The 12496-nt window shown below is 55.8% G+C and carries 11 protein-coding genes and 1 riboswitch; of the genes, 1 reads left to right on the top strand and 10 read right to left on the bottom strand.

Features of this window, described 5'->3' with window-relative positions; translation table 11 throughout:
• The gene (locus DW724_RS10565; RefSeq protein ID WP_158580273.1) at positions 1-267 is read left to right on the top strand and encodes a barstar family protein; all 267 of its coding nucleotides are present in this window, start codon (positions 1-3) and stop codon (positions 265-267) included.
• Between the two features lie 54 nt (positions 268-321).
• Here the strand turns inward: DW724_RS10565 and DW724_RS10560 are convergent, their stop codons facing one another.
• From DW724_RS10560 to DW724_RS10510, 10 genes are all read right to left on the bottom strand, one after another.
• Entirely contained in the window at positions 322-1173 is an 852-nt protein-coding gene (locus DW724_RS10560; RefSeq protein WP_118761439.1) for a MetQ/NlpA family ABC transporter substrate-binding protein, read from the bottom strand.
• Between the two features lie 69 nt (positions 1174-1242).
• Complete coding sequence (locus tag DW724_RS10555) at positions 1243-1896, bottom strand: methionine ABC transporter permease (protein WP_117750702.1); 654 nt, start codon at positions 1894-1896, stop codon at positions 1243-1245.
• Positions 1883-2908, bottom strand: coding sequence for a methionine ABC transporter ATP-binding protein (locus DW724_RS10550; protein ID WP_118564341.1), 1026 nt, complete (start codon positions 2906-2908; stop codon positions 1883-1885). Before DW724_RS10550 ends, DW724_RS10555 begins: the two co-directional genes overlap by 14 nt.
• A gap of 281 nt (positions 2909-3189) precedes the next feature.
• Entirely contained in the window at positions 3190-3993 is an 804-nt protein-coding gene (locus DW724_RS16060) for a lysozyme family protein (protein WP_243105733.1), read from the bottom strand.
• Positions 3994-4119: 126 nt separating this feature from the next.
• Complete coding sequence (locus DW724_RS10540) at positions 4120-5241, bottom strand: ABC transporter ATP-binding protein (protein WP_118761438.1); 1122 nt, start codon at positions 5239-5241, stop codon at positions 4120-4122.
• Between the two features lie 674 nt (positions 5242-5915).
• On the bottom strand, positions 5916-6911 hold the full coding sequence (locus tag DW724_RS10530) for a FecCD family ABC transporter permease (protein ID WP_118761506.1): 996 nt from the start codon (positions 6909-6911) through the stop codon (positions 5916-5918).
• 34 nt (positions 6912-6945) lie between these two features.
• Entirely contained in the window at positions 6946-8091 is a 1146-nt protein-coding gene (locus DW724_RS10525) for an ABC transporter substrate-binding protein (RefSeq protein WP_118761436.1), read from the bottom strand.
• Positions 8088-8984, bottom strand: a complete 897-nt coding sequence (locus tag DW724_RS10520; RefSeq protein WP_118761435.1) for a hypothetical protein — start codon at positions 8982-8984, stop codon at positions 8088-8090. Before DW724_RS10520 ends, DW724_RS10525 begins: the two co-directional genes overlap by 4 nt.
• A 526-nt stretch (positions 8985-9510) precedes the next feature.
• Complete coding sequence (locus DW724_RS10515) at positions 9511-10524, bottom strand: sirohydrochlorin cobaltochelatase (RefSeq protein ID WP_442861279.1); 1014 nt, start codon at positions 10522-10524, stop codon at positions 9511-9513.
• Positions 10525-10688: 164 nt separating this feature from the next.
• A riboswitch (cobalamin riboswitch) is annotated at positions 10689-11054 on the bottom strand.
• 87 nt (positions 11055-11141) lie between these two features.
• On the bottom strand, positions 11142-12494 hold the full coding sequence (locus tag DW724_RS10510; protein ID WP_118729249.1) for an MATE family efflux transporter: 1353 nt from the start codon (positions 12492-12494) through the stop codon (positions 11142-11144).
• Positions 12495-12496 lie beyond the last annotated feature (2 nt).

Here is a 12496-nt window from a genome sequence, read left to right as displayed (position 1 = left end):
ATGAAAGAACTGCTTCTGGACGCAGAAACGCTGTACACGCGCGAGCAGCTGCACGATGTGCTGGCCAAGGTGTGCGGCTTTCCTGCCGACTACGGCCGCAATCTGGACGCGCTGTACGACCTGCTGACCGCCTATCCGGCGGCGCGGCTCACGCTGCGGCACCCGGAGATGCTGGTCGCGCATCTCGGCAATTACGGCGAGCTGGTGCTCCGCGTGCTGGCGGACGCGGCCGCCGAAAATCCGGCATTTACGCTGAATGTACAGTAACAGGCAAAACAAAAACCGAGGCATCCGCCTCGGTTTTCGTTTTATCGGGTTGTTTTAGAATACGGTAACGACTGCACCCTTATAGGTCTCGTCAACGTAATTCTTAACATCGTCGCTCTGCAGCGCCTTCTTGAGCGCCTGAATCTTGTCGCTGTTCTCCTCACCGGAACGGCAAGCAACTACGTTTACATAGACCTTAGCGTAGTCCGGGTTCTCGGTGATGAGGGAGTCCTCAGAGGCGTTCAGGTCTGCCTGCAGTGCATAGTTGCCATTGATAACAGCAAGGTCAACGTCTGCCAGAGAACGCGGCAGCTGCTCTGCAGCGATCTCCTGGATGTCCAGGTTCTTCGGGTTCTCGGTGATATCCAGCTTGGTAGCGTCAGAGGTCGGGTCAATGCCGTCCTTCAGCTTGATCAGACCGGCATCCTGCAGCAGAAGCAGTGCGCGGGTCTCGTTGGAGCCGTCGTTCGGGATAGCAATAGAAGCGCCGTCCTTCAGTTCCTCGATGGAAGCGGTCTTGCCGGCGTAAATGCCGAACGGCTCGTAGTGCATATCGAATGCAGAAACCAGATTCGTGCCGTTCTCCTTGTTGAAGTTGTTCAGGTACGGGGTGTGCTGGAAGTAGTTTGCATCCAGATCACCATCAACCAGTGCGGTGTTCGGCTGCACATAGTCGGTGAACTCAACAACATTCAGGGTGTAGCCCTCAGCCTCGAGTGCGTCCTTTGCCGCATTCAGGATTTCAGCGTGCGGAGTCGGGGTTGCGCCAACGGTGATCGTCTTGTCGTCGCCTGCTGCTGCGCTGCTGCTGTCAGCTGCAGCGCTGTCGGTCTTGCTGCCGCCGCAAGCGGTCAGGGCGGTCAGGCACAGGGCGCCTGCCAGGATTGCTGCGATTGTCTTCTTCATTGGAATTCGCTCCTTTTCGATATATATCATTTTTAATGATAACAAAATAAAATTGAGAATGAAAAACGATTATCTGTTTCTCTTATCCAGATGGTGTGCAAGACGCATGCCGACCTCCTGGAAAATCTGAACAACGATAACGATAATGATAACCGCTACCAGCATGATCGGGAAATTATAGCGGTTATAGCCGTAGTTTACGGCTACGGTACCCAGACCGCCGCCGCCGATAAAGCCTGCCATTGCGGAATATCCGAGGATGGTAACGACCGAAATCGCGCCGCCGACCATCAGGGACGGCTTTGCCTCCGGCACGAGCACCTTCCACACGATCTGCCACGGACTTGCACCCATGGACTGTGCGGCTTCGATCACACCGAACGGCACCTCCTTGATGGAGGACTCGACCATGCGGGCTACATACGGTGCTGCCGCAAAGGTCAGCGGAACGATCATCGCAGTGGTGCCGATGGCCTTGCCGACGATCGCGCGCGTAATCGGCGTAATCATAACGGCAAGAATCAGGAACGGGACAGAGCGCAGGATATTGACAACCACGCCCAGAACCGTGTTGACGAGCGGCATCGGACGGATGCCGCCCTTATCGGTAACAACCAGCGTCAGACCGAGCGGCAGACCGATCGCATACGAGATAACGGTCGAAACAATGACCATATACAGGGTTTCCCAAAGGCTCTGCGCCCAAACATTAAACGGAAGCATAATCGGCTACCTCCTCTGCGTGTACGTTCTGGGTTTCGAGGTACGCCAGTGCGCGTTTTGCCGCGCGTTCGTCCTCGGGAAGCTGCAGGATCATCTGACCGTAAGCCTTGCCATCCATGTTCTTGGTGTCCGCGAACATAATATTTACCGGCGCCTTGCACTCGAGCACCATGTTGGAGATTACCGGCTCGAACGACGAATTGCCGTCAAATACAATGCGGCAGTACCGCTTGCCGGTCGCAAGAGAATTGCGCTTGCCGTCCGGATAGATAAGCTGCTTGGCCATTGCGGATTTCGGTCGGGTGAACACCTCGTCCACCGTGCCGACCTCGGCAATACGACTGGAATCAATAATCGCAACTCTCTGGCAGATTTCCTCGATGACCGCCATCTCATGCGTGATAACGATGATGGTGATGCCGAGCGTCTTGTTGATCTCCTTGAGCAGTGCGAGGATCGACCGTGTTGTCGTCGGGTCGAGTGCGCTTGTCGCCTCGTCGCACAGCAGGATTTTCGGGTTGGTCGCAAGTGCTCGTGCAATCGCCACACGCTGCTGCTGACCGCCGGACAGCTGGCTCGGATAGTTATCCGCACGGTCTGACAGACCGACGATCTCGAGCAGCTCACGCGCCCGTTTTTCCGCATCGGCTTTGCTCGTTCCCGCAATCTCGAGTGGAAAACAGATATTCTGCAGTGCGGTTCTCTGCTGCAGCAGGTTGAACTGCTGGAAGATCATACCCATCGACCGGCGAGCCTCGAGCAGCTGCTTTTTGCTCAGTCTGCCGAGTTCCTCTCCGTCCACCGTTACCGTGCCCTCGGTGGGCTTCTCCAAAAAGTTGATACAGCGTACCAGTGTGGACTTGCCTGCGCCCGAAAGACCGATAATGCCGAAAATCTCGCCGCGATAGATATCAAGGTCGATACCGTTCAGCGCAACTACCGTTCCGGCTCTGCCGCGAAAGGTCTTGTTCAGACCCTGAATCCGGACGATCACATCCTGTGCCACATTCATTCCTCCTTACATTTTCAAAAGAAAAGCGGAAAGCAGGTTTCTGCTTTCCGCCCGTTTTCTGTATCAGCCGCATGAAAAGCGGCCCGCCTATGCGTTTCAGCCTTACGGCTGCTTCGCAGAAAAACGAGCAGAACCACACATCATGCACATTTCCATTCGAACTGCACGCACGGTGATTTCCTCCTTTTCCTGCGGTTTAAATACTCTAAGCTGTGGGATAAGTATAGCTTTTTACAGGCGGTTTGTCAAGTAGTTTTGTCCAAACAGAGCGTAAAATACGATCACTCAATCAAATACTGCTTAACCAGACGGGCATAGAACATATTGCCGTAGGCATACCGCCAGCCGCCGTTTTCCTGGACTGCCATCGGGTTATCATACTGGATGGTATTGCCGCCGGACTGCTTCTCCGCGAATTTCTCAGCCAGCTCGGTGCTGTACACACCGTTGAACTTGGCCGCATAATCGAGGAAACCGCTACCGTAATTATACGCCTGAATGATGCAGTCCAGATCACAGTCCAGCGATTTGCCCTTGCTCAGCAGGTGTGCAAAATAGGTGCAGCCCTGCCGGATCGAGCTCTCCTCCTCGAGTGAATCGTTCGGCAGTCCGGCGCTGCCGGAGGACTGCATGATGTCGGTCAGCTTGCCGCCGCTCTCCACCTGCATGATGGCCAGCAGTACATCCGTGTACTCCGGAATGCCGTTCTGCTCGGCATATTTCTGCACCACCGGCTGATAATACATAACCGACTGATAGACATTCACCGCCTTGGCTACCTGCTTGACCTCCTCGGTCGCGCTCGTGCCGGAATTGCCGGTATCACCGTCCGCGCCGCTCTGCTGCGGTGTGCTGATCAAATGCCGAAAGGCGAAAATAAGCACAATGAGCAGGACTGCCAGCCCGAGCAGCGCAACCTGCCGACGGCGTGCCCGCTGTCTGCGGCGCACTTCCGCCTCGGGCAGACGGCGTCTGACCGTTTTCTGCGTTCTTACCGGCTGCATATGCCGCGTACTGCGATGTGCATGGGCGGTTTTCCGCCGATAGCTGCCTCTGTTATGTCGTTTTTGTTGCTTTCTTGCCATGTTATCGCTTTCCTGTGACAAAGTGGTTGCTCTCACCGGTGACCGGGCGGAACCTTCCCTGTCACCATTGGCATTATTGGCTATTTTACCACAACATTGCGTTTTGAGCAACATTTCAGGCGATTATCATGTAATATTTTCCAATTCCGATTTGCTCCGCAGCAGCCCCTCCTGCTGTGCCCAGTCGCGCAGCACGCGGTTTTTTTCGTTGACTGGACCGAACAAATCCAGACAGCAGACCGCGTTTCCGCACTGCCGTACAAGCGCCTGCGCACGCGCGTAAGCGTCCTCACCGATTGGCTGGTACGCCCGCTCGGTGACGGTCTCGACCGCCAGAGCACGAGCCGTCGGCAGCTCTACATCGTTCTCCGGCAGAACGCCTGCCGCGAACGGAATGCCGCGCCGCTGCAGTCTGCGGTACAGTGCCGTTCCGCTTCCGCCGCCGCCGATAACAAACACGCGCGGCTCGCCTGTCACCCGCTCGAGCTCCAGACTGCCGAACTGCTCGTTATAAGTGCCGCGCTCGAGGTCATACAGGGTGCGGATGTAGTCGCCGATGAATACCTGCTCCGGCGTGCCGCAGCGCTCAATTCTGCCGTTGTGAACGCAGATGAGCCGGTCGGACAGCTTCTGCGCCAAATCGATTTCGTGCAGCGAGAGAATGACCGCCACCTGCTTTTCGCGCACCAGCTGCTTGAGCACGGTCAGCAGTTCCAGCTTGTAGCGAATGTCGAGGAAGGAGGTGGGCTCATCGAGCACAATGACCTCCGGCTCCTGGCAGATGGCGCGGGCCAGCAGCACACGCTGCCGCTGTCCATCGCTGATGCAGGAAAAATCGCGGTCGGCAAGTTCATCCGCGCCGACAAGCGCAAGCGCCTCGTCCACCTTGGCGCGGTCCTCGTCGTTGAGCAGACCAAGCCGTCCGGTGTACGGATAGCGGCCTGCAGCCGCCACATCCCAGCAGGTCATCAGCTCCGGCCGCACATGCTCGGTGAGCAGCACGGACATCGTGCGCGCAAGGTCACGTTCAGGCAGAGTCTGCAGCGATTTGCCATCCAAATATACCGTACCGCCGATGAGCGCCAGCTGACGGATGAGGCTTTTGAGGATGGTCGATTTACCCGAGCCGTTCGGACCGATGAGCGTTAAAATCTCACCGCGGTGAACATGCAGGGCGATGTCGCGGATGAGCGGCACACCGCGGTAGCCGACGGTCATTTCTTTTGTTTCGACGAAAGGATGGGCCATTTTGTACCTTCTTCTTTAACATGATTGCTTACGAAGCAAGAGAATCTTGCCTCCCCGGCAGGGGTGCCGTGCCCACGGCGAGGGGCATAAGGGTGGACACCAAGGTTTCCACCCTTATGAATCCCGTTTCCTTTTGGGATAGCACGGCAAAATTTGCAGAACTGAGACTCGCAAAGGAACAACAGTCGGGTTACTTTTGCGTGTCTTTCTCCGCCTTTTCGCAGTTCACAGATAACATACTGCTACACATGCGGGCTACTCTACGCAGGGCGCGACATGCCCGTGTCGCGCAACTCTTTTACGCGTTATTCCAGACAACACCTGCGCAGATAGATTATACCAAACCGATAAATCCGCAGATACTGTCTATATACTCCAGGCTAACGACTTGCGCGGCACTGTCATGCCGCGCCTGCGCTGATTGAACCGCCTGTGTAGCAGCAAGGAATCTGGCACTGCGTATAGGTTACGACACGGGAGCACACTGTGCTCCCATACGATAGGAAAAATCGTCTGCCATTCCCCCTTTTCGAAGCGGTCGCCGGTCTCTGGTATGCGCCAGACTATCTAACAATAGGAAACTGGAGTTCCAAGAGGATAGAAACCTTGGTGTCTATCCTTTTGGTCCCCAAGCCAAGGGTTGGCTCCCACTCCCTCTGCGTGAGGACGCAGACTCACCCTCTGGAGGACTTCCGATGCACCATAATATAAATGACGACCGGTGCACCAAACAGGGCTGTCACGGTGCTGATACTCAGCTCCGTCGGTGCAAACACCGTCCGCGCGATGAGATCGCACAGCAGACAGAATCCCGCACCGCCGAGAAAGCACGCCGGTATCATCAGGATCGGCTTTGCCGTGCCGAACAGGCTTTTCGCAAGATGCGGAACTGCGATGCCGACGAACGAGATCGGTCCGGCAAACGCCGCTACACACGCCGAGAGCACGCTCGACAGCAGGATCAGCACCACGCGGAACGCGGTGATATTGACGCCCATACTGCGGGCATACCCCTCTCCGAGCTGGTACGCGCCGATCGGCTTGGACAGCAGGAACACGCACACGAGCGCCGCGAGCACGACCGGCGTCATCACGCGGATATTGTCCCAGGAAATGCCCGAAAAGCTGCCCATCGACCAGTTATGCAAGTTGACAATATTGGAATCCTCGGCAAAGGTAATGACGAAATCCGTCACCGCCGAGCAGATATAACCGATCATCACGCCGCTCACGACCAACAGCGGCATCTGCCGCACGCGCTGCGCGATGAGCAGCACAAAGCCCATCGAGAGCATGGCTCCCGCAAAGGCGGCTGTTATCATGACAGCAGAGCCGAGCACACGCCCGCAGGACAGCGCGCCTATCATCGTCAGCGCAACCGTCAGCTTGGCGCCCGAGGAAATACCCAGCACGAACGGTCCCGCGATCGGGTTGGCGAAAAAGGTCTGCAGCAGAAAGCCGGAGACAGACAGCGCACCGCCGAGCAGGATGGCCGCGAAGATACGCGGCATGCGAATCTCCCACACGATGACCGCATTGGCGCCGCTGTGCGTCAGCAGAATCTGCGCGACCTCTCGGACGGACACGTGCAGGCTGCCCGAGTTGACATTCCACACGAACAGCACGGCCAGCAGTGCCAGAAGCACGGCAAACGCGCCCGCATAGCGCATTTTAGGCTGCGGTTTCACGGGAAATCCTCTCCTTTCAGGACAGCTTGTGTAAGTATTTCAGCGTGGACGGGTCTCCGTCTGCAATGACGGTATGGAAGTCGCGGATCAGCTCGTCCAGTTCCATTGTGGACTGGTACAGATTCTTCTCTGTACACCACACATTGCCGGTTTTCACGGCCTTGAAGTCCGCAAGCAGCGTACTTTTTTCCAACAGCTGGTCAAGCGTCTGCAGCTCACTGTCGATGGTGGCGTTGTAGATCATCACATCCGCGTCCTTGGCTCCGGCGTAAAAGCTTTCCATCTGCATATTGACGGTGGACTTTGCCGTATCGTCCGTCAGATCATCAAAAATGTACTTTCCTCCTGCCAGACTGAGCATCTCCGCGATATAATCCGTGGATTTGCGAACATTGACCGCACCGTTTGACGTGATGTAAAAGAACGAAACCGTCTTGCCGGCTGCCGGCTTCTGCAGGATGTCCACAATGCCGTCCACCTTATCCGCAAACAGCTTTTCCGCCTTGTCCTCGCAGCCGAGCAGCGTGCCGTACACCTTGATCCATTCCATGCGGCCGAGTGCGTGCGGCTCGTAGCTGGAACGCTCGACAAACACCGGAATACCCAGCTTTTCGAGCTGCTCCTTTACCTCAGGCGTATGGTAGATCATGGTGTTCTCAATAGCAAGATTGCAGTCAGCGGAGTAGATGGTCTCGTAATCCGGCGCGCTGTACTTGCCCGCGTAGACGATTTTTCCGTCCGCCATCGCCTGCTTGGCCTCGTCGATGTACCAACCGTCCTGCCTGGTGCCAGACAGTGAAATGCTGTCCAGCGCATCCAGTGCAACGAACTGGTCCATGACACTTGAGGAGACCAGATAAATGCTGTCCAGCGGCTGCTGCAGCACCGTAATATCCGCGTCCAGACCGTCCGGCACGGACGCGTTTTCCGGAACGACCAGATAACGTGCGTCGTCCTTCACGGTAATGAGCGAATAGCCGCCGTCATAGTGATCGACCGAGAAGCACTCGGCATACTCCAAATCCATGCTGTCGGTCGGCTGCATGTCGCTCCACGAGACCGCCGCCTGCGTCTGTGCGGTCGATTGCCGGGCAGTTCCGCAGCCGGACAGACCGCCGAGCAGCAGTGCCGCACTCAGGCACCATGCTGTAATTCTTCTCATTTTGCTGCCGGAGCGATGGACGCAGAGTCAAAACGCAGCGTGTACTCGATCTCGTGCGGCTCACTCATTGCGGTAGTGTCGGCTACGACCGGCATCGCCCAGTCAAAGCCCGCAACCGGAATTTCAAACGTGGAGTGCTCATTTTCGATCACAGCATCGTACTTTTCGTCGTTCACCTTCATATAATCGTAGTTTTTGCTGCTCCAGATGATCTTAGCCGTCACCTTGCCGCCCGAAACGGTCAGCGCTGCGGGAGATTCCACGCTTGCACGGCCGGAGCCGCCGGAAAGCGTTACATCAGCGGTGTAGGTGCCGTCTGCGAGAGACAGGCTCTCAGCGGTGGTCATTACGCCGTCTGCCAGTGCATCTGCCGGCAAAGAGTCCGCACGGAACACCAGAGTGCGGTCGTACCACTTCTCCTTCTTCTTGCTGAAGGCTGCGCAGTCAATTCCCTCATCGAGCGCCTTAACCGGAACGGTAAAGCTGTGTGTGCCGTCGGCTTCCTCGGTAAACGGAATGTAGTCGGCTTCAGCGGCAGCGGCAGCCTCCTCGCCGGTGCCCATATAGACGTACAGATAACCGGTACCGCCCATGTGCATCTTGGCGGTCATTTCGCCGTTCTTGACGGTCAGCTCGCATGCGGTAACGTTGAACATGTTGGAGCTGGAATCGACGGTTACATCGTAGGTGCCGTCCTTCACTTTGTCGCCGGTGATCGGCGTCATGCCGTCCTCAACAACGTCCTCGACATCGGCCATATCGGACGCAGAAGCGACCTGAGAGGTGGTGCTGCTGTCCTGCGCGGAGGTATCCTGCTGGGTGCTGCTGCCGCAGGCGGAGAGCAGCATGAATGCCGCAAATACGGCGCTTAACAGTGCTTTTTTGTTCTTCATTGTGGTTTCTCCTTTGTTTTGCGATATAAACGGGATTTTGATGAATGGTTGCCATTCGGGGCATTTGCGCTTGAGAAGCGAACGGAATCTTGCCTGCCCGGCAGGGGCACAAGAGGGTAGACACCAAGGTTTCCACCCTCTTGTGAATCACCCCTTTCCTAAGAGAGCACAGTGGTTGTTCAGAACTGAGCCTATAAAGGAACGGCAGAGGATTTTTTCTTCCGCAGGACGCACGATGTGCGTTCATGTATCCGCATATTCGCAATGTCAGATACCGTACTGCTACACATGCGGGTTACTCTACGCAGCGTGCGGCATAACCGTGCCGCACAAATCGTTAATCTGGATATTGCAGACGGCACCTGCGAATTACGCCTATCACGTTCTCTTCACTCTCAACGATTCACTCTGGGTATAATTCTCCATTTTCAATTCTCAATTCTGCACACCGAAATCGACAATCAAAATTTCCACAAAAACAGGGTCCGTCCGCATTCCACGGTCCGGACCCTGCTGTTTACTTGATTTACTTCAGGGAATCAATCGCTGCCTGTGCGTGTGCAACAAACAGATCCTGGATTGCCTGCACGGAGCCAAGGCCCTCAACTACGGTGGTTACCTCGAAGCCAGCCTTCTCAAACTCGGTCTTCCAGGAGCCGTCCTCATCGCCTGCCATATCGTTATTGGCGTGGTCGCCTGCAACGATCATCAGCGGACGCAGAACAACCTTCTTATAACCGCCTGCCTTAACGGCTGCGATTACGTCATCGAGGGACGGAGTTGCCTCAACAGTGCCGACAAAGTAGTTGTCGTAGCCTGCGGCCTTGAGGGTTTCCTGCATCTTGGTGTAAACGCTGTTGGAATCCGCCTCGGTGCCGTGACCCATGAAGCAGATTGCGGTCTCGCCGTCGTCATACTCCTTGGTTGCGTCTACAATGGCATTCATAACCTTCTGGAAGTCGTCGTCAGAGGTCAGCAGCGGCTCACCGAGCACGATCTTCTCGAAGGAATCCGAATAGCCTGCCAGCTCATCCTTGAGGTCGTTGTACTCCAGGCCGTTCATCAGATGGGTCGGCTGAACAACCAGGGTCTTTACCTTGTTAGCTACGGCGCGGTCCAGTGCCTCGGTTACGTTGTCAATCTTCTCGCCGTCACGCTTGTTTACATGGTCGATGATGATCTGGCTGGTGAAGCCGCGGCGTACCGCGTAATCCGGGAACGCCTTCTGCATAGCCTTCTCGATGGCGCCGATGGTCTCACGGCGGCTGTCGTTATAGCTGGTGCCGAAGCTGACTACAAGCAGCTCGGTATCGCCAATTTCATCCTGATTCAGCGGATCGTCCAAGGAAGCGTCACCCGTTTCATAGTTTTCGTCCGGATCGGTCTGATCCTGCGCATCGGTCTGTGCAGTGGTGTTATTGTCCTTCGTGTCGTCCGCAGCTGCGGTCTTGCTGCCGCCGCAAGCGGTCAGCATGGACATCAGCATGCCGGAAACGATCAGCATAATGCCGAGCTTCTTCAGTTTGCTTACTTTGCTCATGGTTTTCCTCCTTCGTTTTGCCTGCAAAGCGAAAGCGCACACTTTGAAAGAAAAAGGGTACGGAAAACACACAGTCCCCCCATCAATATATGATGAAAGGGACTGCCTGAATCAAAAATCATGCGGTATCAGTACAATCAATAACTCGTGACCCGGAAGCAGCTTCCCGTACCAACAGACCGGCAGGTTTCCTGACTTGCGGCTCTTAAGACAATACCGCATAATTGCACAAGAGCGATTTGCGAGTAAATTCTCGCGTACTGACGAGGCGTGGTTTTGCGGTAATATTTGATGTATTACCGTGAAATCACAACGAAGTCAGGACACAAAGTTTCCGCAAAGCGCCGCAGCTTTCATTATGCTGTGTTGCCTTAGAACTGCCGCCTTCCCGATACCGCAATATCAGTGACGTAAATGGCAGTCCATTTCCCGCTTACAGTGACGAGATCGTGCAGGATTTGCACCTGCTTCCCTTTTACCCGCTGTCCTGTTCGAAAACATACAGCGGCACCGACTGTTCGCTTATTTACTTATTGCGCGGGAAATTCCCGCATTGCACGAGTATTATACTATATTTAACCGTCAATTACAACCGTTTTCCGGAGAAAAACGCGCGCTTATGTCTCCTGCGGCCGGAAAACCTTTTTCCGCACGATCAGGTAGCACACAAAGTGCGCCAGGATGGTCAGTATCCACGAGATCGGGTAGGACGCATACAGGATGAACAGCGTATGCTGCACGCGAAAGACCGTAAAAATCCAGATGATACGGAACACACATGCGCCAATCAGCGAGACGATCATTGGCAGCATGGAATAGCCCAGACCGCGTATTGTGCCCGCGAGCACATCCATCATGCCGCACAGGCAGTAGGTGACGCTGATGACCGACAGGCGCTGCATACCGAACGAGATGACCTCCAGATCATCCGAGTAGATGTGCAGCAGATGATTGCCGAGCAGATGTGCGCCGTTGCCGAGCACCAGACCGATCAGTGTGACGATGCACATGCAGCGCACGAGTGTCTGGTCGATGCGATGATAATTCTTTGCACCGAGATTCTGGCTGGTGAAGCTGATGGAGGTCTGATAGAGCGCGTTCATCGAAATGTACACAAAGCCCTCAATGTTGGCGGCTGCCGTGTTGCCCGCAACCGTTACTGCGCCGAAGCTGTTGACCGAGGACTGAATGAGTACGTTCGAGATATTGAAGATAACGCTCTGCATACCGGCAGGCAGACCGACCTGCATGATTCTCAGGAACTTATCCATGTGGAAGTGCAGACGGCGCAAGTCGAGATGGCACATGCCGTCCGATTTTACAAGGCACAGCACGGTCAGCGCCGCAGAGACACACTGGCTGAGCACGGTGGCGATCGCAGTTCCGGCAACGCCCATGCCGAGCAGGCACACAAACAGCAGGTCGCCGAGGACGTTCATCACGCCTGCCGCCATCAGGAAGTACAGCGGACGCCGGGTATCGCCCACGGCACGCAGCACGGCTGCACCGAAGTTGTAGATCATGGTTGCCGGCATACCGATGAAGTACACCTGCATGTACAGCACGGCCTGGTCGATAACCTCGTCCGGTGTGGCCATCAGCGTCAGCATGGGACGTGCGAGCACAACGCCGAGCACGATCAGTATTGTGCCGCCGATTAAGCCGGTGAGCAGCGCCGTCTGGATGGTCTGCTGTACGCCGTCGTAATCCCGCTCGCCGTAATGCCGCGCGACAAGCACGTTCGCGCCGACCGAAATACCGATGAATGAGTTGACCAGCAGGTTGAACAGCGAGGTGGTCGAGCCGACCGCCGCCATCGCATTGCTGCCCGCAAATTTGCCGACTACGACAATGTCGGTCGCGTTGAACAGCAGCTGCAGCACACCCGAAAGAATCAGCGGCAGCGAAAACAGCAGGATTTTGCTCAGCAGCGGACCGCTGCACAGGTCCATCTCGTAGCTGCGTTTCATTC

Source organism: Butyricicoccus sp. AM27-36 (assembly GCF_003480945.1).
Taxonomy (GTDB): Bacteria; Bacillota; Clostridia; order Oscillospirales; family Butyricicoccaceae; genus Agathobaculum; species Agathobaculum butyriciproducens.
The sequence above is the reverse complement of the archived record's forward strand: the minus strand, read 5'-3'. Positions and strand labels throughout refer to the sequence as shown.